Here is a 26,976-nt window from a genome sequence, read left to right on the forward strand (position 1 = left end):
CTGCTCAACTTTTGCGGGAGGTTCAACCCCATGAACGACAGCGAGTTCCGGACCGAGCACGACTCGATGGGCGAGGTACGGGTCCCCGCGCACGCCAAGTGGCGGGCGCAGACGCAGCGGGCGGTGGAGAACTTCCCCATCTCCGGCCAGCGCCTGGAGCGCGCCCACATCGAGGCGCTGGCCCGGGTCAAGGCGGCCGCCGCCAAGGTCAACGCCGAGCTCGGGGTGGTCGACAAGGACATCGCGGCCGCCGTCGAGGAGGCGGCCGATGAGGTCGCCGAGGGCCGTTGGGACGAGCACTTTCCGGTCGATGTCTTCCAGACCGGATCCGGCACCTCCTCGAACATGAACATGAACGAGGTGGTGGCGACGCTGGCCACCGAACGGCTGGGACGGGACGTCCACCCCAACGACCACGTGAACGCCTCGCAGTCCTCCAACGACGTCTTCCCCTCCTCCATCCACATCGCCGCGACGGCCGCCGTCACCGCCGATCTGATCCCCGCCCTCGACCATCTGGCGAGCGCCCTCGAACGCAAGTCCGCCGAGTTCGCGGACGTGGTCAAGTCGGGGCGTACGCACCTGATGGACGCCACCCCGGTGACGCTGGGCCAGGAGTTCGGCGGGTATGCGGCCCAGGTGCGCTACGGCATCGAGCGGCTGCGCTCCGCCCTGCCCCGCCTGGCCGAACTCCCCCTGGGCGGCACGGCGGTCGGCACCGGGATCAACACCCCGCACGGCTTCTCGGCGGCCGTGATCGCCGAGGTCGCCCGCGTCACCGGCCTGCCGCTGACCGAGGCCCGGGACCACTTCGAGGCGCAGGGCGCGCGCGACGGCCTGGTGGAGACGAGCGGGCAGCTGCGCACCATCGCCGTCTCCCTCACGAAGATCTCCAACGACCTGCGCTGGATGGCCTCGGGTCCGCGCACGGGATTGGCCGAGATCAGCCTTCCCGACCTCCAGCCGGGCTCCTCGATCATGCCCGGAAAGGTCAATCCGGTCATTCCGGAGGCCGTCCTCATGGTCGCGGCGCAGGTCGTCGGCAACGACGCGACCGTGGCGACGGCGGGCGCGGCCGGCAACTTCGAGCTCAATGTGATGCTCCCGGTGATCGCCAAGAACCTCCTGGAGTCGATCCGGCTGCTCACCCGTGTCTCCCGGCTGCTCGCCGACCGCACCGTCGACGGCATCACCGCGCATGTGGAGCGGGCCCGCGAGTACGCCGAGTCCTCGCCGTCCGTCGTCACCCCGCTCAACAAGTACATCGGGTACGAGGAGGCGGCCAAGGTCGCCAAGAAGTCCCTGGCCGAACGCAAAACCATCCGCGAGGTGGTGCTCGAAGGGGGGTATGTGGAGCGCGGCGACCTGACGGTCGAGCAACTCGACGAGGCCCTCGACGTGTTGCGGATGACCAGGCCCTGAGGGACGGGGTGATCCGTATCGCTGCGTGGTCTTGACCGGATTCCGTAATATCTGCACATGACAGGTACAGGAGGCGGCACCCCCCACTGGGCGCCGGGGGACCAGATCCTCTGGCGCTACCGCGACCACGCCCTGGGCCTGGAGGGCGGCCGCAAAGGGCCGTTCCACATCTGCCGCCCGGTGACGGTCGTCCAGGACACCGATGATCTGCTGGCTGTGTGGATGGCCCCCGGCACCGAGTGCGTACGCCCGGTGCTCACCGACGGCCGCCCGCTGTACCAGGAGCCCCTGGCCACCCGGTACACCACCCCGCGCACCACGGAGCGCTCCCAGTGGTTCGGCAGCGGCGTGCTCAAGCTGGCGCGCCCCGGCGAGCCCTGGTCGGTGTGGCTTTTCTGGGAACGGGGCTGGCGCTTCAAGAACTGGTACGTGAACCTGGAGGAGCCGCGCGCCCGCTGGTCGGGCGGCATCGACTCCACGGACCACTTCCTGGACATCTCCGTGTCCACGGAACGCAGTTGGCGCTGGCTGGACGAGGACGAGTTCGCCCAGGCCCAGCGGGTCGGCCTGATGGACGACGACCTCGCGGGCCGGGTCCGGGCGGCCGGGCACGCCGCGGTCGAGGTCATCACGGCGTGGGGACGGCCGTTCTCGGACGGGTGGGAGGCGTGGCGGCCCGATCCGCGCTGGCCCGTTCCCGCGCTCCCGGCGGACTGGGATCGCACCCCGGCGCACATGACGTCGTGAGACCCTTGATGCGCCCCGGGGGTTCAAACGTAGGATCGTCCTCCGCGGGGCCGCGCGGGGCCACCAGCACCGATCGGCGGTCCCGGTGCGAGAATTGACCGTATGTCACCACAGGGGGGTGGAACATGCCCGGTGTCGCCGCCCGGACGGTGCCTCCCCCGCGCCCAGAGAACGTGGGGGAGGGTGTACCGCGTGACGCGCCGGCCTCACGCATCCTTACCCTGTCGCTGTCACTGCCGCCGCACGCGGCAGGGCGGATGTCTCACCCCGGACGGACGGAACCCGACGCGTGACGGAGCCCCAGCCCACCTCGCACGAGAGCCGGCGCAAGGAACTCGCCCGGCCCACCGAGCAGACCCTTGCCCACGCCGTTGAGGAGCAGGGGAGGCCCCATGCCGACACACCGGCCGCACCGGAACCGGGCGGCACGGCCCGCCGTAGCCCGCTGGGCGCCCGCTCAAGCGACCGGAGCGGCGGCGTGACCGCCTCCGTGCCCGGCCAGCCCGAGCGGGCGGGCCGGGACGTCGCGGCCGCCTCCGCCGTGCCCCGGGTGGGCGCGCCGGACGACGGCGGCGCCGGCACCCCCGACCCCGGCGAGGGCGCCGCGGCGGTGGCCCGGCGCGAGGGCGACCGGCTGCGTTTCGTGGGCGCCGCGACCCGCCGGATCGCCCGGGGCATAGACCTCGACGAGATCGTGCTCGGCCTGTGCCGGGCCACCGTGCCCACGTTCTCCGACGCGATCCTGGTCCATCTGCGCGACCCGCTGCCGGTCGGCGACGAGCGCCCGGCCACCCCGTTCGTGCTGCGCCTGCGCCGCACCGACCGGCTTCGTTTAGTGGACGAGGCGCTGAGCGAGAGCGCGGAGGCGGAAGGCCTCACGGTGCTGGGCGGGGCGGGCCCCGACCTGACGCCCGCGTCCGAGCTGTGCGAGGTGCGCACCGGCGGCGAGCTGAACGAGGTGCTGCGCGGGGTGCGCCCGGTCTTCGCGGAGTCCCCTGCGGCCCGCGCGGCCCTCGCCGAACTCCTCGGCCCCGACCGTACGGTGCCCGGCGGCCGGCGGGCGATACTGGCGCCGCTGCGCGGCCGGCGCCGGGTGATCGGCGCCGCCGTCTTCGTGCGCGGCCCCGAGCGGCCCGCCTTCGAGGCCAACGACCTCCTGGTGGCGGCCCAGTTGGCCACCCACACCGCCCTCGGCATCGACAAGGCCGTCCTGTACGGGCGCGAGGCGTACATCGCCGACGAGCTCCAGCGCACCATGCTGCCCGACAGCCTCCCCCAGCCCACCGGGGTACGGCTCGCCTCGCGCTACCTTCCGGCGGCCGAGACCGCCCGGGTCGGCGGCGATTGGTACGACGCGATCCCGCTGCCCGGCAGCCGGGTCGCCCTGGTCGTCGGCGACGTCATGGGCCACTCCATGACCTCCGCCGCCATCATGGGTCAACTCCGCACCACCGCGCAGACGTTGGCGGGTCTGGACCTGCCGCCCGCCGAGGTGCTGCACCACCTCGACGAGCAGGCCCAGCGGCTCGGCACCGACCGCATGGCGACCTGCCTGTACGCGGTGTACGACCCGGTCGCGCACCGCATCACCATCGCCAACGCCGGCCATCCGCCACCGGTCCTGCTGCACCTGGGTGGCCGCGCCGAGGTGCTGCGGGTGCCGCCGGGCGCCCCGATCGGGGTCGGCGGGGTCGACTTCGAGGCGGTCGAGCTGGACGCCCCGGCGGGCGCCACGCTGCTCCTGTACACCGACGGCCTGGTCGAGTCCCGCCTTCGCGACGTGTGGACCGGCATCGAGCAGCTGCGTGAACGGCTCGCCGCCACCGCCCAGTTGACCGGTCCCGACCACTCGCCGCCCCTTGAGGCGCTCTGCGACGACGTGCTCGACATGCTCGGCCCCGGCGACCGGGACGACGACATCGCGCTGCTCGCCGCCCGCTTCGACGGGATCGCGCCGAGCGATGTGGCGTACTGGTTCCTCGACCCGGAGGAGACCGCACCCGGCCGGGCCCGCAGACTGGCCCGCAGGGCCCTGGAGCGCTGGGGCCTGGAGGAGCTGACCGACTCGGTGGAGCTGCTCGTCAGCGAGGTCGTCACCAACGCGGTGCGCTACGCCGAGCGGCCGGTCACGCTGCGGCTGCTCAAGACCGACGTACTGCGCTGCGAGGTCGGCGACGACTCCCCGCAACTCCCCCGCCAGCGCCGGGCCCGCGACACCGACGAGGGCGGGCGCGGCCTGTTCCTGGTGAACCGGCTCGCCAGACGCTGGGGCGCGACCCGGCTCTCCGGCGGCAAGGTCGTCTGGTTCGAGCTGCCGACCCGACCGTGAACTCCCGTACCGGACACGGGACTTGACGCGAAACGGCCCCCACTCCCCGCTCGGGGGTGGGGGCCGTTTCGCCGGGTCGGATGTACCGGGTCGGTTCCGCCGGGTCAGTTCGGCAGGAGCGGGTCGTCGGGAAGGCCCGTGCCCGTGGGGTGCGTAGGCGGCGTCGTGGGCGGCTTCGGCTTGTGCGAGGCGGTGCCCGACGGCGTCTTCGACGGGTCGACCGGGGTCTTGGACGGCGTACTCGACGGCGTCTTTGACGGCGTGCCGGACGGCGTCTTGGAGGGCGTGCCCGACGGCGTCTTCGACGGGGTGCCCGACGGCTTCTTGGACGGCGTGTACGCCGGCTCCTTGGCCGCGCCCTGGTCGGTTTCCAGGTCGAACTTGTCGGCGCCGCCCTTGACCGCGTCGAAGGTGTACGCGGCCCAGATGCGGGCCGGTATGGAGCCACCGTTGATGCGGCCGGGCTCACCGGCGCCGTCCGTCATCGAGACCTGGCCGCCCTTGGGGACGGTCACGGTCTTGCCGTCGTCGCCCTTCACGGTGCGCGGCTCGGCGGCCTCGCCCCACAGCCCGACCGAGGTGACCAGGTCCGGGGTGTAGCCGGTGAACCAGGCCGACTTGTTGTCGTCGGAGGTGCCGGTCTTGCCCGCGACCTGCTTGCCGTCACGGTTGTCGGCGGAGGCCACCGAGCCCTGGGCCGTACCGTCGTCGACGACGCCGGTGAGCACGGAGGTGACGGAGTCCGCCGCGTCCCTGCTGATGACCTGGCTGCCGATGGGGTCGGGCTTGTCGTACTTGTGGTCCTTGTGCTCGGCGGTCTTCACGATCGACGGCGTGACTTCCTTGCCGTGGTTGTCGAGCGTGGCGTACACGGCGGCCATCTGGAGCGGGCTCGCGCCATAGGAACCGAGGGTCATGGCAGGCACCGGGGCCTTGCCCTTGAGCGACGCCATGCCCATGGCCACGGCGGTGTCGCGCACTTTGTCGAGGTGGGCGTCGACGCCCATCTGCGCGAAGACGGAGTTGACCGACTTGTTCATCGCGTCCTGGACGCTGATGGGGCCGTAGTCGCGGTCGTCCTCGTTCGGCGGGGCGAAGGCGATGTCGCTGCCCTTGACCGGCCGTTTGCTGTCGCCGTCGTAGACGGTGTTCGCCTTGATCGGCTTGCCGTCCTGCGTCTCGGCGCCCTGGTTGAAGGCGGCCGCCAGGATCACCGGCTTGAACGTCGAGGCGGGCTGGTAGGTGGTGTTGGTGGCGTTGCTGAGCTGGTGCTTGATGAAGTCCTGGCCGCCGTAGAGGGCGACCACCGAGCCGGTCTTCGGGTCCACCGAGGCGGCGCCCGCCTGGAGGTCGGCGTCGACCTTGCGCTTCTTGGGGTCGAGCTTGTCGGTCAGGTCCTTCTTGACCGCCGACTCCAGGAGCTTCTGCTTGGCGGGGTCGATGTTGAGCGTGATCGTCCAGCCACCGCGGTCCAGGAGCGCCGAGTCGACCCCGTTGTGGATCAGCTCGGCCTTGGCGGCGGCGACCAGATAGCCGGTCTGGCCCTCCATGCCGGGGGCGACCTTGGCGTCGTGCGGGGGCTCGAAGGTCACCTTCTTGCGCTCGTCCGGCGTCAGCTTCTTCATCTCGACCATGTTGTCGAGGGCCTTGTTCCAGCGCCCCTGCACCAGGTCCCTGCCGACCGGTCCCGCCGTCTGCCAGTCGTACTGACTGGGGGCCTGGAGCAGCGCCGCGAGGTAGGTGCCCTCCGACAGCGTCAGCTTGGAGACGTCCTTGCCGTAGTACGCCTGCGCGGCGGCCTGGATGCCGTAGGCGCCCCGGCCGTAGTAGCTGGTGTTCATGTACCCGGCGAGGATCTCGTCCTTGGTGTAGCGCTGGTCCACCTTGAGGGAGATGACGATCTCCTTCAGCTTGCGGGTGACCGTCTGCTCCTGCGTCAGGTAGTTGTTCTTGACGTACTGCTGGGTGATGGTCGAGCCGCCCTGGGCGCCCTTGCCCATGAGGGTCTTGAGGATGCCTCGGGTGGTGCCCTTGAAGTCGACGCCCTTGTCGTCGTAGAAGGTCTTGTTCTCCAGCGCGACGAAGCTCTCCCGGATCGGTACGGGGACCTTCTCGAGTGCGACGGTCTCGCGGTTGAGGACGCCGGTGCGGGCGAGCACCTGCCCGTTGGAGAGCTTGTAGACGTTGCTCTCCAGCTTGGCCTCGGCGTTGTCGCTGGGGATCGGCACCATCAGGTAAATGACGTAGAACGCGCCCATCGCGAGAAGGCAGAGCCCGAAGAACGTGCCGAGCACCTTCTTCCAGGTGAAGAACCGGCGTATGCCCTTCTTCTTCACCTTCTGCTTGCCCCGGCGCGTCCCGCCCTGTCGGGCGCGCCGCTCTTCCGCTCGGCCCATAACCTCAGTCGCTCGCCTTCATATGACTCACCAGACTCGCCAGATCAGCTCAGAAAACTAACACCGCACCTATGGACAAAGCGGATTCGATCACGTCTTTTCCGTACGTGAGAATCAGCACCTGCCCCATGGGAACCGACGATCGAATCGTGTCAAGGGTTGCGAGACTCCCGGATGCTGCCCGGGTATGCCCCGCAATGGGCACACTGGAGAGAGCTATACACCCCGGGTATACACAGTGGGTATACCTAGTGCGTATAGTGCTCTTCCATGAAGCGACGCCTCCACGATCTCGGCCTCGGCATACGGTTCGCCCTCGGTGGCGGCCGGGAGGGCTGGGCCCGCACCCTGCTCACCGCGCTCGGTGTCGGCCTCGGGGTCGCCCTGCTCCTGAGCGCGGCGTCGGTGCCCGGCCTCGTGGACCACCGGGCGGACCGCATCCACGACCGCCAGCCGTTCTCGGCCGGCTCGGACAAGAACACCAAGGGCCTCAAGGCCTCGCTTCTGTACGCGGGCGCCGACACCGAGTACCGGGATGCGACCATCGGCGGGAAACTGCTGCGGGCGGCGAACGCGGACCCCGTCCTTCCGCCGGGTCTGACCACCCTGCCCGCCCCCGGCACCATGGCCGTGTCCCCCGCGCTGCGCGAACTGCTCGACTCCCCCGAAGGCGCCCTGCTGCGCACCCGGCTCCCGTACGAGATCACCGCGACCCTCGGTGACGCGGGGCTCGTCCAGCCCTCGGAGCTGTACTACTACGCGGGCAGCGCCGCCCTCTCCACCGACAGCGGCGCCTCCATGGCGGCCGGCTTCGGCAACATCGTCGAGGACCGGCCGCTCGATCCGATGCTGGTCGTCCTCGTCATCCTGATCTGCGTCGTGCTGCTGATGCCCGTCGCCATCTTCATCGCCACCGCCGTACGGTTCGGCGGCGAGCGGCGCGACCGTCGGCTCGCGGCGCTGCGCCTGGTCGGCGCGGACACCCGCACCACCCGCTGGATCGCCGGCGGCGAGGCACTTGCCGGATCGGCGCTCGGGCTCGCCACCGGCACCCTGCTCTTCCTCGGCGGCGCCCAACTCGTCGGCCCCCTCGGCCTGTGGAGCTTCGGCTTCTTCCCCGGCGACCTGCGGCCCCTGCCCTGGCTCGCACTGATCGTCGCCGTCACCGTGCCGGCCCTGGCGGTGGTGGTGACCCTGGCCGCGCTGCGCTCGGTGGTCATCGAACCCCTCGGCGTCGTCCGGGGCGGCCGCACCCGCACGCGCAGGCTGTGGTGGCGGCTCGCGATGCCCGGCGTCGGCGTGGCGCTGCTCCTCGTGTCCCAGAACCCGGGCCTTCGCACGGCGTCGCTGTCGGTGGCGCCCCCGGCCATCGGGGTCCAGCTCATGGACGCCGTGGCCCCGCTCTCCATCGCCACCGGCGCCACCCTGGTCCTGGCCGGGCTCGTCTCCCTGCTGCCCTGGCTGGTCGAGGCGGTGGTGGGCCGGCTGCGCGGCGGCTCGCTCTCCTGGCAACTGGCCGTCCGCAGGCTCCAGTTGAGCAGCGGCGCCGCCTCGCGGGCGGTCAGCGGGATCACGGTGGCGGTCGCCGGTTCGGTGGCGCTCCAGATGTTCTCCGTCGGCATCCACGACGACTTCAACAAGGTGACGGGGGCCGACGCGAGCCGCGCCCAGTACACCGTGCTCGCCGAATACCCGGACACCCGGCTCGCCGAGCGCATGATCGAGGCGTTCCGCGCGACGCCCGGCGTGCACCAGGTCATCGGCTCGGTCACCAGCTATGTGACCTGGCCGGGCCCGGTCCCGGACGACGACATCCGGCCCACCACCACGCTGACCCTCGGCGACTGCGCGACCCTGCGCGAGCTGGCCCACATCGACTCCTGCCAGGACGGCGACACCTTTGTGGTGCACCCCTCGGACGACCGGGAGCAGGCCGCCTGGGTGGACCGCACGGCCCGGCTGGGCAAGCCGGTCAACACCGCGTCGAGCGAGTCCGGCGAAGCGCAGCGGCTGTGGACGCTGCCCGCCTCCGCCCGGACCGTCATCGGCCGCCCGGACCCCACGGGCGAGGTGCGGTACGGCATCTTCGTCACGCCCTCGGCGATCGACACCTCGCTCCTGACGTCGCTGGCCCGCACCTCCGCCATGCTCACCGTCGACCAGAGCGTGCCGGACGCCGCCGAGTACATCCGCAACACCGCGGCCCGGCTCTCCCCCACCTTGCGCGTCCACACCGTACGGACCATCGAGCGCGACCAGCAGTACGCCGGGATCCGGACCGGTCTTGGGGCCGCCGCCCTCGCGACGCTCGGCCTGATCGCGGTCGGCATGCTGATCTCGCAGGTGGAGCAATTGCGCGAGCGGCGGCGCCTGTTGGCGGCCCTGGTGGCCTTCGGCACCCGGCGCACGACGCTCGCCCGTTCGGTCCTGTGGCAGACCGCGGTGCCGGTGGCCCTCGGGATGGCCCTCGCGGTGGTGGGCGGCACCGCGCTCGGCGCCCTGATGCTGCGGATCATCGGCAAGACGGTCACCCAGTGGTGGCTGTTCCTGCCGCTGGCCGGGGCGGGCGCCGCCGTGATCCTCGCGGTGACCCTGCTGAGCCTGCCGGCCCTGTGGCGCCTGATGCGCCCGGACGGCCTCCGTACCGAATGACCCCCCGGAACACCCCTACCAGTCACGGCAGTTGAGAGAAAGGAACGCCCCATGTCCATCGGCCACACCCTCCTCGGGCTCCTCGAGTCGGGCCCGCGCCACGGGTACGACCTGAAGCGCGCCTTCGACGAGAAGTTCGGGCACGACCGTCCGCTGCACTACGGACAGGTCTACTCGACGATGTCCCGGCTCCTGAAGAACGGCCTCGTCGAGGTCGACGGCGTGGAAGCGGGCGGGGGACCCGAGCGCAAGCGGTACGCCATCACCGAAGCCGGCGTCACCGACGTCGAGACGTGGATCAGGCAGCCCGAGAAGCCCGAGCCCTACCTCCAGTCGACCCTCTACACCAAGGTCGTCCTCGCCCTGCTCACCGGCCGTGACGCCGGGGACGTCCTGGACACCCAGCGCGCCGAACACCTGCGCCTGATGCGGGTGCTCACCGACCGCAAACGCCACGGCGACCTCACCGACCAACTGATCTGCGACCACGCCCTGTTCCACCTGGAAGCCGACCTGCGGTGGCTGGAACTGACCGCCGCACGTCTCGTCCAGCTCGCCTCGGAGGTACGCGCATGACGCCCGCCGGCTCCCTTCTCGTCGCCCACGACCTGCACAAGGCCTATGGCCCCACACCCGCCCTCGACGGCGCCGGGTTCTCCATCCACCCCGGCGAGGTCGTCGCCGTGATGGGCCCCTCCGGCTCCGGCAAGTCGACGCTTCTGCACTGCCTCGCCGGGATCGTCACCCCGGACTCCGGCACGATCACCTACGACGGCCGCGAGCTGTCCGCGATGTCGGACGCCGAGCGCAGCGCCCTGCGCCGCACCGAGTTCGGCTTCGTCTTCCAATTCGGCCAGCTGGTACCCGAGTTGACGTGTGTGGAGAACGTGGCGCTGCCGCTGCGCCTGGCCGGCGTCAAGCGCAAGGAGGCCGAGCGCAGGTCGCTGGAGTGGATGGAGCGCCTGGAGGTCGCCGACCTCGGCGCCAAGCGTCCCGGCGAGGTCTCCGGCGGTCAGGGCCAGCGCGTCGCGGTGGCCCGCTCGCTGGTGACCCAGCCCCGCGTCGTCTTCGCCGACGAGCCCACCGGCGCCCTCGACTCCCTCAACGGCGAGCGCGTCATGCAGCTCCTCACCGAGGCGGCCCGCTCCACCAACGCGGCCGTCGTCCTGGTCACCCATGAGGCGCGGGTCGCCGCCTACTCGGACCGCGAGATCGTCGTACGTGACGGAAAGTCCCGCGACATGATGCTGGAGCACTCCGTATGAGCCTGCTGCGCGACCTCGCGCTGGGTGCCCGGTTCGCCCTTTCCGGAGGCCGAGAAGGCTGGACGCGTACGCTGCTGACCGCCGTCGGGGTGGGCCTGGGCGTCGCCCTCCTGCTCGGCACCACCGCACTGCCGGGTGCGCTCAACGCCCGCCAGGCACGCGACAACGCCCGTAGCGACTACGGGGCTTCGGTCGACAGCGGCCCCGCGCGGGACACCCTTCTGCTCGGCCGGGCGGACACCCAGTACCAGGGCAAGGACGTGCGGGGCCGGCTGCTCCAGCCGGAGGGCCCCGAGGCGCCGCTGCCACCGGGCGTCTCGGCGCTCCCGGCGCCCGGCACCATGGCCGCCTCGCCCGCCCTGCGCGAGCTGCTCGCCTCCTCGCAGGGCAGCCTGCTGCGCGAACGTCTCCCGTATACGATCACCTCGACCATCGCCGACCAGGGCCTGTTGGGGCCGCACGAGCTCGCCTACTACGCGGGCAGCGACGCCCTCAAGCCGCGCAAGGAGGTCAACGACGCGGTCGAGGTGATCCGGGTCAAGGCCTTCGTGAACAACACGCCCCAGGAGAAGCTCGACCCGATCCTGGCGCTGCTCATCGTCATCATCTTCGTGGTGCTGCTCATGCCGGTCGGCGTGTTCATCGCGGCCGCCGTACGCTTCGGCGGCGACCGGCGCGACCGGCGGCTCGCGGCGCTGCGCCTAGCGGGCGCCGACCGGCGGATGACCCGCTGGATGGCGGCCGGCGAAGCGCTGGCCGGGGCCGTGGTCGGCGTCGTGATCGGCGCGCTGTTCTTCGTGATCGGCCGTCAGTACGTGGGTGACATCACGATCGCCGGGCTCAACGTCTTCCCGGCGGACGTCGACCCGAGCCCGCTGCTCGCGGCGGGCGTGGCCGTGGCGGTGCCCGCTTCGGCGGTCGCGGTGACCCTGTTCGCGATGCGCTCGGTGGTGGTCGAACCCCTCGGCGTCGTCCGCACCTCCATGCCGCGCCGACGGCGCATGTGGTGGCGGGTGCTGCCGCCGCTCGCCGGGGTCGGCCTGCTGGCGCCGATGATGGGCCGGGGCCGCGACAGCGGGATGTTCAACCAGGCCCAGGTCATCGGCGGCACCGTCCTGCTGCTCATCGGTGTGACCGCGTTGCTGCCCTGGCTGGTGGAGGCGGTCGTACGACGCCTCGGCGGCGGCACGCTCGGCTGGCAACTCGCCGTGCGCAGGCTCCAGTTGACCTCCGGTTCGGCGGCCCGCATGGTGAACGGCATCGCCGTCGCGGTGGCCGGCGCGATCGCGCTGCAAATGCTCTTCGGGGCCGTCGCGGTCGACTACGTGAAGTCGAGCGGCGAGGACACCAGCCGCGCCCAGTTGATGGTTCCGCTCGTCGACCCCTCGCCTGACACGCAGGCCCGCGCGATCAGTGCCCTGAAGGCCACCACCGGGGTGACCGGCGCGGTGGTGCTGGGCTCGCTGGACGGCGGCGAGAAGGCCAAGGAGCCGCAGCACTTCACGCCGGTCACGATCGGCACCTGCGCGGACCTGAGCGAGGCCGCCACCCTGCCGTCCTGCAAGGACGGCGACGCCTTCGTCGCGACCGGCGGCGCCTGGGAGCCCGAACGCGCCCTCGCCCCGGGCGACACGCTCTACCTCGACCCGACCAACGGCGGCTCCGGGGCCAAGGGCGCGGAGGTCCGCTGGACGGTTCCGGCCCATACCCGCAAGGCCGCGGCCCGGCCCGACCCGTCCGGCCAGCGCCGCCCGGGTCTCCTGGTCACCCCGGGCGCCCTCCCCCACGACGCGCGGCTCCCGCTGCACTCCACCGTGTTCGTCTCCACCAACCCCGGTGACGAGCTGGCCAAGGAGCGGGTCCTGAACGTGGCCGCGAAGGTCGACCCGCTCACCCCGGCCCGCACGCTGAGCGAGCAGCACACGTCCGCCCGGTTCGCGGGCGTCCGCAAGGGCCTCTACATCGGGGCCGCGGCGGTGCTGATGCTGATCGGCGCGAGTCTGCTCGTGTCGATGCTGGAGCAGTTGCGCGAGCGCAGGAAGCTGCTGTCCGCGCTGGTCGCCTTCGGCACCCGGCGCTCCACCCTGAGCTGGTCGGTCCTGTGGCAGACCGCCGTACCGGTGGCGCTCGGTCTCGCCCTCGCGGCGGGGGTGGGTCTGGGGCTCGGGTCCGTGCTGCTGCGGATGGTGGGGCGGCCGGTTACGGTCGACTGGATCCCGGTGGCGTCGATGGTCGGCATCGGCGCGGGCGTTGTTCTGCTGGTCACGGCGCTGTCCCTGCCGCCCCTATGGCGCCTGATGCGCCCGGACGGCCTCCGCACGGAGTAACCCCGGGTTTACCCCAGCCCCCTGGGGCTCCGCCCCAGACCCCGGGCATCTCGCCCACCCACCCACCCGTGCAGCGGGTTGAAAGGTTCGGCCCCTGGGGCTCCGCCCCAGACCCCGAGGCACCTCGCCCACCCGCCCGCCCGTAACGGGGTTTGGATAGCCCCGGGCCTCCTGGGGCTCCGCCCCAGACCCCGTTCGCGCCTAAAGGGCGCTCGTCCTCAATCGCCGGACAGGCTGAGGTGCCGGCCAGCACCGAGTAGCTAGGGGCGCGGGGAACTGCGCGACCAGCCCCGCACGGTCCGCAGACGAAAACGGGTTTCTTGGGGGCGCGAGGAACTGCGCGAGAAGCGACCACGGCCCGCAGGCCGAGAGCGGGTTTAGGGGCGCGAGGAACTGCGCGAGAAGCGACCACGGCCCGCAAGCCGAGAGCGGGTTTGGGGGCGCGGGGAACTGCGCGACCAGCCACGCACGGTGCGAGGTCGAAAGGGGGTTGGGGGCGCGGGGAACTGCGCGGTCGGAGGGTGACGGGTCACTTGGGGACCCGTACCGGAAGGTCGCGCAGCGCCCCCCGCAGCGCCCCCGCGAACTGCTCGAACTCGCCCTGGCGCGCAGCCCCCGCCCGCATCGCCAGGGCAATCGTGCGCGAGGGCGCCGGCTCCGCGAAGTACCCCGTGACCAGGCGGTCGTTGCGCCCGGTCTCGATCTCGACGGCGGTACGCGGCAGCAGCGTCACCCCGAGCCCGCCGGCCACCAACTGCACGAGCGTGGAGAGGCCGGCCGCCGTCGTCGTCACCGGCGCACCCTCGGTGCGCCCGGCCTCCCGGCAGATGTCGAGCGCCTGGTCGCGCAGGCAGTGGCCTTCGTCGAGGAGCAGCAGATGCAGCTCGCGCAGCGCCTCGCGGGGGATTTCGCTGCGCCCGCCGAGCCAGTGGTCCTGAGGGGTGACGAGCACGAAGTCCTCGTCGAACAGGGGGAGTTCGGTGACTCCCGGCACCCCGAGCGGCACCGCGAGCAGCAGCAGGTCGAGCCGGCCTGCGGTCAGCCCTTCTATCAGCGAGGAGGTCTGTTCCTCGTGGACCTGGAGGTCGAGCTCCGGGTAGCGCTCATGGACGAGCCGCAGCACGGCGGGCAGCAGATAGGGCGCCACCGTCGGGATCACGCCGAGCCGGAGCACCCCGGTGAACGGCGCCCGCACCGCCTCGGCCTCCTCCATCAGCGCACCGACCGCGTCCAGGACGGTCTTGGCCCGCACCGCGAGCCGCTCGCCCGCCGGCGAGAGCAGCACCTTGCGGGTGGTGCGCTCCAGGAGCTGGACGCCGAGCGCCTCCTCCAGCGCCGAGACCGCACCGGACAGCGCGGGCTGGCTCATGCCGATGGCCGCTGCGGCGTCCCGGAAGTGCAGATGCTCCGCGACCGCCGCGAACGCGCGCAGCTGCGCCAGGCTGGGCTGCTTGCCCTTGTTGCCCGTACCCCTATTACCCATGGCCACTGATAGGCACCTCCGATCGCGCTGACCCAGTCTAGCTATTTCCCTGATCAATGGCTCCTGTGTCAGGATCGTAATCCGTCCAACCCCCTGGGAAGCACTCGAATCCGCTCGATTCGGGCTTCCTCGTTCTGCAAGGAGAGCGCGTGCTCACTGTTGGTGACCAGTTCCCCACGTACGACCTGACTGCCTGTGTGTCGCTGGAGAGCGGCCAGGAGTTCCAGCAGATCGACCACAAGACCTACGAGGGCAAGTGGCGCGTGGTCTTCGCGTGGCCCAAGGACTTCACCTTCGTCTGCCCCACCGAGATCGCCGCCTTCGGCAAGCTGAACGACGAGTTCGCCGACCGTGACGCCCAGGTCCTCGGCTTCTCCGGTGACTCCGAGTTCGTGCACCACGCCTGGCGCAAGGACCACCCGGACCTGACCGACCTGCCGTTCCCGATGCTGGCCGACTCCAAGCACGAGCTCATGCGCGACCTCGGCATCGAGGGCGAGGACGGCTTCGCGCAGCGTGCCGTCTTCATCGTCGACCCGAACAACGAGATCCAGTTCACGATGGTGACCGCCGGTTCCGTGGGCCGTAACCCCAAGGAGGTCCTGCGGGTCCTCGACGCCCTCCAGACCGACGAGCTGTGCCCGTGCAACTGGACCAAGGGCGAGACCACCCTTGACCCGGTCGCGCTGCTGGCCGGTGAGTAACCCATGTCCCTCGACGCGCTGAAGTCCGCCGTACCGGACTACGCCAAGGACCTGAAGCTGAACCTCGGTTCGGTCATCGGTAACTCCGAGCTGCCGGCCCAGCAGCTGTGGGGCACGGTGCTCGCCACCGCCATCGCCTCGCGCAGCCCGATCGTGCTGCGTGAGCTGGAGCCGGAGGCCAAGGCCAACCTGTCGCCCGAGGCGTACTCGGCCGCCAAGTCGGCCGCCGCGGTCATGGCGATGAACAACGTCTTCTACCGCACCCGCCACCTGCTCTCCGACCCGGAGTACGGCACGCTGCGGGCCGGTCTGCGGATGAATGTCATCGGCAACCCGGGCGTGGAGAAGGTCGACTTCGAGCTGTGGTCGCTCGCCGTCTCCGCGGTCAACGGCTGCGGCCAGTGCCTCGACTCGCACGAGCAGGTGCTGCGCAAGGCCGGCGTCGACCGCGAGACGATCCAGGAAGCCTTCAAGATCGCCGCCGTGATCACGGCCGTGGGCGTCACCCTCGACTCCGAGGCCGCGCTCGCCCAGTAGGTCGCGTACGCACCACCGAAGGGCCCCACCGGTAGCACACCGGTGGGGCCCTTCGGCATGGGTACGGGGCGGGCTACTCCCGGTCGCCCGCGGAGACCGGCGCCGCGGCCGGGGGCGGGGCGTGTTCGACGGCCCGGGCGCTGCGCAGGGCGTTCTCGCGGGAGTACTTGCGCAGATAGCCGACCACGGTGTTGGTGACGGCGACCAGCGGCACCGCGACCACCGCACCGCCGATGCCGCCCACCAGACCGCCCGCGGCCACCGAGAGGACCACCGCGAGCGGGTGCACCCGCACCGCGCGGCCCAGGATGAAGGGCTGGAGGACATGGCCCTCGATCTGCTGGACGGCGAGCACCACGAGCAGCACCATCAGCGCGTTGAAGACGCCGTCGGTGACCAGCGCGACGACCACGGCGAGCGCGCCCGACACGACCGCGCCGACCAGCGGGATGAACGCGAACAGGAAGATGAACACGGCGAGTGGCACCGCCATGGGCACGCCCAGGAAGTAGATGCCGATGCCGATGCAGACCGCGTCGATCAGGGCGACGAGCACCGTGCCGCGCACATAGGCGGTGAGGGTGCGCCAGGCCTTGGGCCCCGCGCCCGCCACTCCCGGCCGGGCGGCCTCCGGCACCAGGTTGAGGACCCACTGCCAGATCTTCGGGCCGTCGTACAGCAGGAACAGCGTCGAGAACATCGCGAGCAGTATCCCGGTGAGCACCTCCACCAGGACCGTCACGCCCTGGAGCCCCGCCGAGGTGATCTCGTTGGTGTTGGCCCCGATGGTGTCGCTGAGGTTCTTGGCGATCTGGTTGATCTGGTCCTCGGTGACGTGGAAGGGGCTGTTCAGCGCCCAGTGCTTGAGCTCCTCGATACCGGCCCGCACCTTGCTGGAGAGGTCGTCGAGGTTGTCCATGACCTGCCAGACCACGAACCAGCCGACGAGCCCCATGATGACGAACCCGGAGATCGCGGTGACCGCGGTGGCGAGACCGCGCGGCAGCCCCATCCGCTTCAGCCGGGCGACGGTCGGCTGGAGCAGCGCGGTGATCAGCAGCGCCGCCACGAACGCGAGGACCACCAGGCTGACCGCGCTGATGATCTGGGTCAGGACGTAGATGGACCCGGCCAGCACGAGCAGGCGCCAGCCCACCGCGGCCGCCACCCGCATGCTCCAGGGCACGGCGTCGACCGGATCGGGCCGCGCGGAGACCGCGGGCGCGTACGCGGGCGGCGGGGGTACGTGTTCGGGGAGGTGGTCGTCGACGGGCTCGGTCTCGTCCGAGGAGTCGGCCGCGGGGGAGGTCCTGGCGGCGGCGGTGTGCGCCGCGGCGGAGGGCACGGGAACGGCGCTCACCGGATCGAGCTCGGCGTCGGCTTCCGCCGCGGCCCGGCGCTCGTCCAGACGCTCTCCCATCCGGGTCAGCCCGGCACCGAGCCGTTCGAGCAAATTGGGCACTTTCGCCATGATCCCGCCGTTTCCCTTGTCCCCGCCGCTGAGTCTCCCCACCGTCTACCCCCGAACCGTCCGGACCTGACCGTACACGGGCGAAGCCCCGCACCGAAGGACGGTGCGGGGCTCCGAAAGGTTGAGCGACGCCGGGCGTTTTCCTCCCGCCGCGCCGACCTGCCGGCCGGTCTAGTACCAGCTGTGGGCCTGCCAGTACGACCAGGCGCCGCAGGGGCTGCCGTAGCGCTCGTTCATGTAGTTGAGGCCCCACTTGATCTGCGTGGCCGGGTTGGTCTGCCAGTCGGATCCTGCCGAGCTCATCTTGGAGGCCGGCAGCGCCTGCACGAGGCCGTAGGCACCGGAACCGGCGTTGGTGGCCTGGTAGTTCCAGCTCGACTCGTTGTTCACGATGTGGCTGAAGCACTGGAACTGGCCCGCGGGGACGATCTGCCGGGCGATCGACTGGATCTCGTCGATCGTGTAGGAGCTCTTGACCGCGAAGTCGGCACGGCTCGCCGAACGGCTGGCGGCCTGGGTCTCCAGGTCGCGGGCCTTGGCGTCCTTGTCGGCCTTCTCCTTGTCGGCGGCGTCCTTCTTGTCCTTGGCGGCCTGCGCGGCCTGGACGCGCGCGGCCTCCTCGGCTGACTTCTTCGCCGCGGCGCTGGCCTGCGCGGCCTGGGCGTCCGCCTGCTGCGTAAGGGACGCGGTCTGCACCTGGGCCTGCTGGCCTGCGGGGATGTCCGCGAGAAGCGTGGTGTCGGCTGCGGTGGCCTCGAAGTTGTCGTTCGAAGCGGCAGCGGGGCTTCCTGCGGCAACGCCGACAACGGCGCCAACGGTGGTGACCGCAGTGGCAGATGCCACCGCGAACCCCCGGACCGAGATCCGGCTCACACGGTTTCCTTCCAGCAGCATCCGCACGGGTGACCTCGCGGACGCAATCGTGCCCCTGGCTCTCTCCTCCCAACTACTGGGTCACGGGAGGAACTGACCCGATGGGCAACTCCCCTGCGGGAAGCGCCGCGTGAAGCGCGGGCGGCATACGGCTCAGCTATGGAGTTGCGTGGGTACGGGGGTACCCGGGTACAGGGGTGCCGTATGCGGGGCCTGACGGATCCAAGACTCTGCCGGAAGCGGACGCCGCGAAGCAATTCCCCGTTGCGTGTGAAACCTCACACCTCGTTCACCCCAATGGTTTCTGGCAATCACGCCCACATGAAGGAGCCGCCCGGCTAAGCTGCTGCGCTCGCCGGACGGCGCCAACTCGTGCTTACCGCCTCAGATCGAGACGTCCTCCAGCATTTCGGTCACCAGGGCGGCGATCTGCGAACGCTCGGAGCGGGTCAGGGTGACGTGCGCGAACAGCGGGTGCCCCTTCAGCTTTTCGACGACGGCCACGACGCCGTCGTACCGACCGACCCTCAAGTTGTCGCGCTGGGCCACGTCATGGGTGAGCACCACCCTCGAATTGGCCCCGATCCGGGACAGAACGGTCAGCAGGACGTTCCGTTCCAGTGACTGCGCCTCGTCCACGATCACATACGCGTCGTGCAGCGAGCGGCCCCGGATGTGCGTCAGCGGCAGGACTTCGAGCATGCCGCGCGAGGTGACCTCCTCGATGACCTCACGGCTCGTCACCGCCGACAGCGTGTCGAAGACGGCCTGGGCCCAGGGGCCCATCTTCTCGGCCTCGGAGCCCGGCAGATAGCCCAGTTCCTGCCCGCCCACCGCGTACAGCGGCCGGAAGACCATCACCTTCTTGTGCTGCCTGCGCTCCAGGACGGCTTCCAGGCCCGCGCAGAGGGCGAGCGCCGACTTGCCCGTGCCGGCCCGGCCGCCCATCGAGATGATCCCGATGTCGGGGTCGAGCAGCAGGTCGAGCGCGATGCGCTGCTCGGCGCTGCGGCCGTGGATGCCGAACACCTCGCGGTCGCCCCGCACCAGCTTCACGTTCCCGTCCGGCGAGACCCGCCCGAGCGCCTTGCCGCGCTCGGAGAGCAGCACGAGCCCGGTGTGGACGGGAAGCTCGGCGGCCTCCGGAACGTGGAGCGTCTCCTCCTCGAAGAGCAGGTCCACCTGCTCGCCGCTGAGCGGCAGTTCGGCCATGCCGGTCCAGCCGGAGTCGGTGATGGCCAGCTCGGCGCGGTACTCCTCGGCGAGCAGACCCACCGACGACGCCTTGATCCGCAGCGGCAGGTCCTTCGACACGACGGTGACGTCGTATCCCTCCGCTTGGAGATTGCGGGCGACGGCGAGGATCCGGGAGTCGTTGTCCCCCAACCTGTAGCCGGCGGGCAGGACGCCGGGATCGGAATGGTTCAGCTCGACACGGAGGGTGCCGCCGAGCTCCCCCATCGGGATGGGGGCGTCGAGACGTCCGTAGCGGACCCGGAAGTCGTCGAGCAGGCGCAGCGCCTGCCGGGCGAAGTAACCGAGCTCCGGATGGTGCCTCTTGGCCTCCAGCTCCGTGACCACGACGATGGGGAGCACCACTTCGTGCTCCTCGAACCGGGTCATCGCGTTGGGGTCGGCCAGCAGGACGCTGGTGTCGAGAACGTAGGTGCGCCGGTCGGGCATGCGGCGCTTTGTGCTGGTCACCACGGAAGGACGTACCCCCTCGTAAGAGGCGCATGAGATCGGGGTGCGACGGCGTCGCGGAAACGGGGACCGGGCTTCGACCGCGCTGCGCGGGCCGAGCTCCGGCCCTCCACGTCGCCCGCGCGCGGTGCGCGGTCGTCCTGGTGCAAAGGGCCTCCCGGGCGGGTGGCGTTGGTGCCGCCCACTGAGATACGACGTCCGTGGACCGGTCGTCGACCTGGGGGGGTTATGCCCTCGAACAAGCGAAGCCATGCCCCGTCATATGCCCCGACTTCCCCCCTGGGGCCTCCGCCCCAGACCCCGCCCATGCCTTCGAGGCACCCGTCGCCAATCGTCGGACGCCCTTACGCACCCCATGCGGGCCGGCACCAGCGCCGCCAGAGGCGCGAGGAACTGCGCGCCCAGCCACCCACGACCCGCACCATCGGCACCTCCCTGGGGCTCCGCCCCAGACCCCGATCGCGCCTGAACGGCGCTCGTCCTCAAACGCCGGACAGGCTGAGGTGGCCTGCGCTGCCCAGCACCGAGTAGCTAGGGGCGCGGGGAACTGCGCGAGCAAGCGGGCACGGTCCGCACGTGACCGGGGGTTTCAGGGGCGCGGGGAACTGCGCGCCCAGCAACCCACGACCCGCGGCCAAAAGCCCCTGGGGCTCCGCCCCAGACCCCGATCGCGCCTGAACGGCGCTCGTCCTCAAACGCCGGACGGGCTGAGGTGGCCTGCGCTGCCCAGCACCGAGTAGCTAGGGGCGCGAGGAACTGCGCGAGAAGCGAGCACGGCCCGCACACGACCGAGGGTCTTGGGGGCGCGGGGAACTGCGCGAGCAAGCGGGCACGGTCCGCACACGAGCGGGGTTTCAGGGGCGCGGGGAACCGCGCGGGCATGGTTCGCAGGGACGGCCGGGGCGGGCGAGTGGTGGCGGGCCGGACGGGGGGTGGGTTGAGCCCGTCCGGCTAGGGCAGAAAGGGGGGTTAGAAAGAGGACCCAGAGCTCACGTGCCGTACCTCCGATGCCGCGCCGCGTAATCCCGCAACGCCCGCAGGAAGTCGACCTTGCGGAAGGCCGGCCAGAACACTTCGCAGAAGTAGTACTCGGAGTGCGCGGACTGCCAGAGCATGAACCCGGACAGCCGCTGCTCACCACTGGTGCGGATCACCAGGTCGGGGTCGGGCTGCCCCCGCGTGTACAGGTGCTCCGAGATGTGCTCGACGTCGACGATCTCCGCGAGCTCCTCGAAGGACGTGCCCTTCGCCGCGTGCTCCAGCAGCAGGGAGCGGACCGCGTCCGCGATCTCCTGGCGCCCGCCGTAGCCGACGGCGACGTTGACGAGTATCCCGTCGATGTCGTGCGTGGCCTGCTCGGCCTCCTTGAGCACGGACTGGGTGTGCCCCGGCAGCAGATCCGCGTTGCCGACGTGGTGGACCCGCCAGCGCCCGTCCGCCGCCAAGTCCCGCACCGCGTCCTCGATGATGCCGAGCAGCGGGATCAACTGGTCTTCGGGGCGGTCCAGGTTGTCGGTGGAGAGCAGCCAGAGGGTGACGACCTCGACGTCCGTCTCGGCGCACCAGCCGAGCAGCTCCTGGATCTTGCTGGCGCCGGCCTGGTGACCCTGCTCGGGGCTGCGGGCCGATGCCTTGGCCCAGCGCCGGTTGCCGTCCAGGATGACGCCGATGTGCTTGGGCACCTGGTCATGGTCGAGGCGGCCTTCCACCCGGCGCGCATAGAGCCTGTACACCAGGTCGCGCAAACTCACCGATTTCACCCTCTCGTTGCCTTCCCGGGGGCCCGCCGCCGCCCCGCACACCGGCCGCCCCAGGGAAAGCACAGTACTGCGGACGGGTCTTGGCGGCCCAACTCGGTCTGTCACAAGTCCGTGATAAGCAGAGAAACGTGACTGAATCCCTCCGCTTCCTCGCCGCCCCGGACCGCTACGACTCCATGGAGTACCGCCGTACCGGCCGCAGCGGCCTCAAACTCCCCGCCGTCTCCCTCGGCCTGTGGCACAACTTCGGCGACGACCGCGCCCTCGACACCCAGCGTGCGATCCTGCGCCGCGCCTTCGACCTGGGGGTCACCCACTTCGACCTGGCCAACAACTACGGCCCGCCGGCCGGCTCCGCCGAGCTGAACTTTGGGAAGATTTTCGGCCAGGACTTCGCCGCGTACCGTGACGAGCTCGTCATCTCCACCAAGGCCGGCTATCTGATGCACCCCGGCCCGTACGGCGAGTGGGGCTCGCGCAAGTACCTGCTGTCCTCGCTCGATGCCTCGCTGAGCCGGATGGGCCTCGACTACGTCGACATCTTCTACTCGCACCGCTTCGACCCGGAGACCCCCCTGGAGGAGACGATGGGTGCGCTCGCGTCCGCCGTCCAGCAGGGCAAGGCGCTGTACGTGGGCGTCTCCTCCTACACCAGCGAGCAGACCGCCGAGGCCGCCCGGATCCTCAAGGAGATGGGCGTCCCGGCCCTGATCCACCAGCCCTCGTACTCGATGATCAACCGCTGGACCGAGAGGAGCGAAGCGAGGTGGGGGTCCCCCCGGACGGAGTCTGGGGGAGGGCTGCTGGACACCCTGGAGGCGGCCGGCATGGGCTGCATCTCCTTCGCGCCGCTCGCCCAGGGCCTGCTCACCGACAAGTACCTCCAGGGCATCCCGGAGGGCTCGCGCGCGACCCAGGGCAAGTCCCTCGACCCGGGTCTGCTGTCGGACGAGGTGGTGCGCCGGCTGCGGGGCCTGAACGACATCGCCTCGCGGCGCGGTCAGTCGCTCGCGCAGTTGGCGCTGGCCTGGGTGCTGCGTGACCCGCGCATGACGTCGGCGCTCATCGGGGCGTCCAGCGTGCGACAGCTTGAGCAGAACGTGGCGGCGCTGGCCGGACCGCCGCTCACGGATGGGGAGTTGAAGGAGATCGACGCCTTCGCCGTGGACACCGAGGGCACCAACATCTGGGCCGGGCGCGGCTGATGGGGAAAGGGGTCCGGGTCGGCGGTCCCGCGTGACGCGGGACCCGGCCGGGCTCCGGGAAAGAAAAAACGGGCCGGTCCGTGGGGGGATACGGACCGGCCCGAGGGGGGGTTTCCACCATAACCCTTCGTAAGTGATGCTGGGCGCCACGGCGCTCCAGAACTACGCTCCGGAACCGGGCGAGTACGGGTTCGCGGTCCCTCGCAGGGGTGATGCCGACTCGGGGCGCGTGCTTGACTGCGCAGGTCAGATGGGGTGCGGCAGGGTCGACACACGGTCGGCGGCCGGGGCCGGGACGCGAAAATCCGCTCCGGCCGTGCTTCACCCCTCTGGCGCAAGGGCGGCGGCGCGGTGTGACCGTGTGACACCAGCGCGTACACGCGAGCGCCCGTCCGGGCGACCCCGCCCCGATACGCGCCCGAGGACGCCGGCGCCTCAGCCCCGGCGGTGCAGCAGCGAGACGCCGTCCGCCTCGGCCACCCGCACATAGCCGTACCGCGCGAGCGCGAGGGCGTACTCCCGCTCCTGCCGGGGGGCCGGATAGGGCCAGGGGCCCGGCGGGTAGGGCCAGGACTCCGGCGGGACGCGGTCGTAGACGATCCACTGGGCGGTGGGGCGCGGGATCGGGCCGTCCGTCGCGTACAGCTTCCAGTGCACCGGGAAGGTCGGGAACAGGGCGACCGTGGTGCGTGAAGTCAGCTGGGGGACAAGGCGGTTGGAGGCCGCCACGCTCGCGCCGTCGGGGATGCGGCGCAGCAGGGCGTGGACGGCCGCGATGTGCGGGGTGGTGCGCCAGGTGGAGCGGTGGGCGATCTGGGCGAGCGGGAAGGACGGCAGGAGGACCAGGGTGACCGCCGCGACCGTCGCCAGTGAGGCCCGTACGTGGCGCCGGGCGAGCGGGTCGCCGGCGGCGGCGTACGGCCGCAGCGCGTCGGTGAGGGCGGCGAACACCACGGGCATCAGGACCGCCGTGTAGTGGAACGCGGTCCCCCAGTGGAAGGCGTTGGTGGACAGCATCCGCCAGCCGAGGGTGGGCAGCGCGATCAGGGCGAGCGGGGAGCGCAGGGCGATGAGCGCGGCCGGCGCGAAGACGAGGACGAGGGTGGTCGCCTTCACCTCGGGGCGTACCGCGTCCAGCGGCGCCAGGGCGAGGGTGGTGAGCCACGAGTGGTGGGCGGGCGCGAGGTTCGCGGCGTGCGCGTAGGTGCCCGCCGGGTTGAAGTACGGCATGAGGACCTTGAATTCGAGCGCGCTGCCCACCAGGCCGAGCAGGGCGGTCGCGACGCCCAGCCGGCGCGGCCCCCGCCAGGCGGTGTACGCCCCGATCGCGGCCAGCGTGAGACCGAGGTCCTCCTTGACCAGGAGCAGCGGCACGGCGAGGGCGACCGCGCGCCGCCAGCGTCCTCGGGCGAGCGCTTCGAGGGCGTAGGACACCAGCGGGACGGCGAAGCACACCTCGTGGAAGTCGAAGCCGACCGCGGAGGCGATGCCCCAGCTCAGCCCGTATCCGCAGGCGATGACGTGGGCGGGGCGGCGGCCGAGGACCCGGGCGGCCTGCCGGGCGAGCGGCACCACGGCGAGCGCGAGCAGTGCGGCCTGCGCGACGAGCAGGGTGCCCGGGGAGGGGAAGAGGCGGTAGAGCGGGGCGAGGGCGGCGAGCACCGGGTGGAAGTGGTCGCCGAGGAGGTTGAAGCCGTCGCCGCGCAGCGGTGCGACGGGCGCCCGCAGGTGGGCGTAGGCGCGGACGGCCTGCTCGAAGATGCCGAGGTCGTAGCCGGTGGTGCGGACCAGCGCCTGGCGGCGGGTCGAGACGGTCGCGTACAGGAGGAAGAGCGCGGCGGCCCACCCCCACCACAGGAGGGCGGGCCGGCCGATGCGTACGCGCGGGAGACGGGCGAGGGCGGGCACGGGCAGGCTCGGCGACTGCGGGCGCCGCCCTGCCCTTTGGTCTGCAATTGTCCGCATGTGTCCCGATGTTAGGCCCCGGTGGCCGCTGTCCGGCCCAGGCGGTGCGGTGGGGTCCCGGGCGGTGCGGTGGGGGCCCGGGCCCGGTGCGGGCCCAGGTGGTGCGGCCGGGCGGTGGGGCCCGGGCGGCCGGTGCGGGCTTAGCTGGTGCGGCCGGGACGCAGCGGCTTCCGGGCCTCGATCAGGAAGCGTGTCGTGTGCGCGACGAAGGGGCCCTCGGTGCGGATCTGCTCGTCGAGCGCCTTCAACCGGTCGCGGTACTCCTCGACCGTGAAGCCGGGCACCATCCAGATCACCTTGCGCAGGAAGTAGACGACGGCGCCGATGTCCAGGAACTCCGTACGCAGCTTCTCAAGCCGCAGATCGACCACTTCGAGCCCCGCGCTCTCCGCCTCCTTGCGCGCCTTGCCGGGGTCGCGGCCGCCGCGCACCTCCGGGGGCTGCGGCCCCAGGAAGTACTCGACGAGCTCGAACACGCTGGCCGGGCCCACCTGTTGGGAGAAGTAGGTGCCGCCGGGCGACAGGACGCGGGCGATCTCCGACCACCAGGTGGTGACCGGGTGCCGGCTGACGACCAGGTCGAAGGCGCCGTCGGCGAACGGCAGCGGAGGCTTGTCCTCGTCGGCGACGACGGCCACTCCGCGCGGGTGCAGCAGGCCCGTGGCCCGGGCGACGTTCGGGGGCCAGCCCTCCGTCGCGACGGCGAGCGGCGGCAGCTGGGGCACGGCGGCCAGAACTTCGCCGCCGCCGGTCTGGATGTCGAGGGCGGCGGTGGCCTTCGCCATCCGCCCGGCCATCGAACGGGCGTATCCCCAGGACGGCCGCTCTTCGGTGGCCCGGCCGTCGAGCCAGGAGAAGTCCCAGCCGTCGACGGAGACGGACGCGGCCTCGTCGATCAGTTCTTCGAAGGGGCGGTTGTTGTGGTTCCTGATGTTTCGGCCCATGTTGCGGACCCTACGCGGCGGCCCCGTGAGCCACTACCGTTTATCCATGGGCCGATGGAGGGACGGAACGGGCGAGTTGAGCGTGCTCGACGGCGCCCACGCACCGGTACCGCTGGAGATCGCCGCGTCCTACCGGGCCCGTACGCGGGGCCTGCTGGGCCGTGACGGAATCGAGGGGGCGCTCCTGCTGACCCCGGCGAGCAGCGTGCACACCTTCCGGATGCGCTTCGCGATCGACGTGGCCCATCTGGACCGCCGGCTAAGGGTGATCGCGGTCCGCACGATGCGCCCGGGCCGCCTCGGCGCGATCCGGCCGCGCGCGCGGCACGTCCTGGAGGCGGAGGCGGGCGCGATGGCCGCGTGGGGCCTGCGGCCGGGCTGCCAGGTCGTCATCGCGGCGGGACAGGATCTCAGGACTTGAGCTTGGCCGCCTGTGCAACGGAGAGCTCGTCGGGAATGTGGGGCGTGTCGTCGCCGGCGACGTCGACGGCGTAGAACGTCACCACCGTCGTCCCGGTCCGCACCACCTGGAAGACCATCGGCACGGGGTCGCCCTGGGCCTGGCCCATCAGCTCGTACGCGAGGGCCTCGTCGCCCGCTTTCGGCGCGGGCACCTCCTTGACCTCGGTGAACGACGACGGCTCCAGGTCGCCGCCCTTGGTGGAGAACCCGTCGGCGCACGCCTCGATGGCGCTGCGGAGCCGGGGCAGCACCTCGGTCGCGCCGGAGGGATGGGCGCCGAGCACCTCGGTGACGACCATCTGGTCGGCCTGCCCCTCCTCGGTCGCGTTCACCAGGCGTCTGAAGACGGTCGCCGAGGGGGCCGGGTCGGGGGTGCCGTTGATGACGGACACGAAGGGCATGCACGCGGCCTTGTTGGTCCGGGAGCTGCCGGTGGGGGTGCCGCCTTCCAGCGGTTCGGCCGCGAAGTCCTTCACGTCGCCGGTCACCAGCGCGGCCGCCGCGAGCTGGTCCCCGGTGAGCGCCCCGGCGGCCGCCTTCACCGGCGCGGTACCACTGGCGCCGGGCGCGGCCGCGGTGTCCCGCACCGACCCCTGCGCCCCCGCACCCTCCGTACCGCTCGGCCCGCACGCCGCCGCCGCGGCGAGGGCGACGAGACACACCCCAGCCGTCGCCGTACGACTCCGTACCAGCCTTGGCTTCATACCCAGCACCGTAACAACCACTCCTG

20 protein-coding genes are annotated in these 26,976 nt (G+C 71.3%); 11 read left to right on the forward strand and 9 right to left on the reverse strand.

Annotation, left to right across the window (positions count from 1 at the left end):
• Positions 1-30 precede the first annotated feature (30 nt).
• From DWB77_RS14435 to DWB77_RS14445, 3 genes are all read left to right on the forward strand, one after another.
• The gene (locus DWB77_RS14435) at positions 31-1,422 is read left to right on the forward strand and encodes a class II fumarate hydratase (protein ID WP_120721665.1); all 1,392 of its coding nucleotides are present in this window, start codon (positions 31-33) and stop codon (positions 1,420-1,422) included.
• A 57-nt stretch (positions 1,423-1,479) separates the two neighbouring features.
• Entirely contained in the window at positions 1,480-2,169 is a 690-nt protein-coding gene (gene fomD, locus DWB77_RS14440) for a cytidylyl-2-hydroxypropylphosphonate hydrolase (protein WP_120721666.1), read from the forward strand.
• Between the two features lie 289 nt (positions 2,170-2,458).
• Positions 2,459-4,498 (forward strand): ATP-binding SpoIIE family protein phosphatase, encoded by a 2,040-nt coding sequence (locus DWB77_RS14445; RefSeq protein WP_120721667.1) that lies wholly within the window; start codon positions 2,459-2,461, stop codon positions 4,496-4,498.
• Between the two features lie 104 nt (positions 4,499-4,602).
• Here DWB77_RS14445 and DWB77_RS14450 read toward each other — a convergent pair whose 3' ends face one another.
• Positions 4,603-6,894, reverse strand: coding sequence for a transglycosylase domain-containing protein (locus DWB77_RS14450; protein WP_120721668.1), 2,292 nt, complete (start codon positions 6,892-6,894; stop codon positions 4,603-4,605).
• 270 nt (positions 6,895-7,164) lie between these two features.
• Between DWB77_RS14450 and DWB77_RS14455 the strand changes: the two genes are divergently transcribed.
• From DWB77_RS14455 to DWB77_RS14470, 4 genes are read left to right on the forward strand one after another with little or no spacing between them, the layout of a single operon-like run.
• Positions 7,165-9,546 (forward strand): FtsX-like permease family protein, encoded by a 2,382-nt coding sequence (locus DWB77_RS14455; RefSeq protein ID WP_120721669.1) that lies wholly within the window; start codon positions 7,165-7,167, stop codon positions 9,544-9,546.
• A 51-nt stretch (positions 9,547-9,597) separates the two neighbouring features.
• Positions 9,598-10,122 (forward strand): PadR family transcriptional regulator, encoded by a 525-nt coding sequence (locus DWB77_RS14460; RefSeq protein ID WP_120721670.1) that lies wholly within the window; start codon positions 9,598-9,600, stop codon positions 10,120-10,122.
• Positions 10,119-10,811, forward strand: coding sequence for an ABC transporter ATP-binding protein (locus tag DWB77_RS14465; RefSeq protein ID WP_120721671.1), 693 nt, complete (start codon positions 10,119-10,121; stop codon positions 10,809-10,811). The genes DWB77_RS14460 and DWB77_RS14465 overlap by 4 nt, the downstream gene beginning before the upstream one ends.
• Positions 10,808-13,138, forward strand: coding sequence for an ABC transporter permease (locus DWB77_RS14470; protein WP_120721672.1), 2,331 nt, complete (start codon positions 10,808-10,810; stop codon positions 13,136-13,138). The genes DWB77_RS14465 and DWB77_RS14470 overlap by 4 nt, the downstream gene beginning before the upstream one ends.
• A 529-nt stretch (positions 13,139-13,667) precedes the next feature.
• On the opposite strand, the gene DWB77_RS14475 is transcribed toward DWB77_RS14470, so the two are convergent.
• Complete coding sequence (locus tag DWB77_RS14475; RefSeq protein ID WP_120727778.1) at positions 13,668-14,621, reverse strand: LysR substrate-binding domain-containing protein; 954 nt, start codon at positions 14,619-14,621, stop codon at positions 13,668-13,670.
• A 149-nt stretch (positions 14,622-14,770) separates the two neighbouring features.
• Between DWB77_RS14475 and DWB77_RS14480 the strand changes: the two genes are divergently transcribed.
• Positions 14,771-15,325, forward strand: a complete 555-nt coding sequence (locus DWB77_RS14480) for a peroxiredoxin (protein WP_120721673.1) — start codon at positions 14,771-14,773, stop codon at positions 15,323-15,325.
• Positions 15,326-15,328: 3 nt separating this feature from the next.
• Positions 15,329-15,862 carry an alkyl hydroperoxide reductase gene (locus tag DWB77_RS14485; protein ID WP_120721674.1) on the forward strand — a complete coding sequence of 178 codons (534 nt, stop codon included), beginning with the start codon at positions 15,329-15,331 and terminating at the stop codon, positions 15,860-15,862.
• 73 nt (positions 15,863-15,935) lie between these two features.
• On the opposite strand, the gene DWB77_RS14490 is transcribed toward DWB77_RS14485, so the two are convergent.
• The 4 genes from DWB77_RS14490 to DWB77_RS14505 all read right to left on the reverse strand — a co-directional run bounded on the left by DWB77_RS14490 (position 15,936) and on the right by DWB77_RS14505 (position 21,661).
• Complete coding sequence (locus tag DWB77_RS14490) at positions 15,936-17,333, reverse strand: AI-2E family transporter (RefSeq protein ID WP_120721675.1); 1,398 nt, start codon at positions 17,331-17,333, stop codon at positions 15,936-15,938.
• Positions 17,334-17,504: 171 nt separating this feature from the next.
• Positions 17,505-18,206 (reverse strand): transglycosylase SLT domain-containing protein, encoded by a 702-nt coding sequence (locus DWB77_RS14495; RefSeq protein WP_120721676.1) that lies wholly within the window; start codon positions 18,204-18,206, stop codon positions 17,505-17,507.
• Between the two features lie 384 nt (positions 18,207-18,590).
• Positions 18,591-19,913 (reverse strand): PhoH family protein, encoded by a 1,323-nt coding sequence (locus DWB77_RS14500; RefSeq protein WP_120721677.1) that lies wholly within the window; start codon positions 19,911-19,913, stop codon positions 18,591-18,593.
• A gap of 986 nt (positions 19,914-20,899) precedes the next feature.
• Complete coding sequence (locus DWB77_RS14505; protein ID WP_053726342.1) at positions 20,900-21,661, reverse strand: isoprenyl transferase; 762 nt, start codon at positions 21,659-21,661, stop codon at positions 20,900-20,902.
• Between the two features lie 137 nt (positions 21,662-21,798).
• On the opposite strand from DWB77_RS14505, the gene mgrA reads away from it, so the two are divergent.
• Positions 21,799-22,875, forward strand: coding sequence for an L-glyceraldehyde 3-phosphate reductase (gene mgrA, locus DWB77_RS14510; RefSeq protein WP_120721678.1), 1,077 nt, complete (start codon positions 21,799-21,801; stop codon positions 22,873-22,875).
• A gap of 435 nt (positions 22,876-23,310) precedes the next feature.
• On the opposite strand, the gene DWB77_RS14515 is transcribed toward mgrA, so the two are convergent.
• Both DWB77_RS14515 and DWB77_RS14520 read right to left on the reverse strand, forming a co-directional pair.
• A complete protein-coding gene (locus tag DWB77_RS14515) occupies positions 23,311-24,840 on the reverse strand; it encodes a DUF2079 domain-containing protein (RefSeq protein ID WP_120721679.1) in 1,530 nt (509 codons plus the stop codon).
• Positions 24,841-24,980: 140 nt separating this feature from the next.
• The gene (locus tag DWB77_RS14520) at positions 24,981-25,784 is read right to left on the reverse strand and encodes a class I SAM-dependent methyltransferase (protein WP_120721680.1); all 804 of its coding nucleotides are present in this window, start codon (positions 25,782-25,784) and stop codon (positions 24,981-24,983) included.
• Between the two features lie 46 nt (positions 25,785-25,830).
• On the opposite strand from DWB77_RS14520, the gene DWB77_RS14525 reads away from it, so the two are divergent.
• Positions 25,831-26,205 carry a DUF192 domain-containing protein gene (locus DWB77_RS14525; RefSeq protein ID WP_120727780.1) on the forward strand — a complete coding sequence of 125 codons (375 nt, stop codon included), beginning with the start codon at positions 25,831-25,833 and terminating at the stop codon, positions 26,203-26,205.
• On the opposite strand, the gene DWB77_RS14530 is transcribed toward DWB77_RS14525, so the two are convergent.
• A complete protein-coding gene (locus tag DWB77_RS14530; protein ID WP_162952532.1) occupies positions 26,195-26,950 on the reverse strand; it encodes a hypothetical protein in 756 nt (251 codons plus the stop codon). The genes DWB77_RS14525 and DWB77_RS14530 overlap by 11 nt on opposite strands.
• Positions 26,951-26,976: the final 26 nt, after the last annotated feature.

The sequence above is a fragment of the Streptomyces hundungensis genome (genome assembly GCF_003627815.1).
Lineage (GTDB): Bacteria > Actinomycetota > Actinomycetes > Streptomycetales > Streptomycetaceae > Streptomyces > Streptomyces hundungensis_A.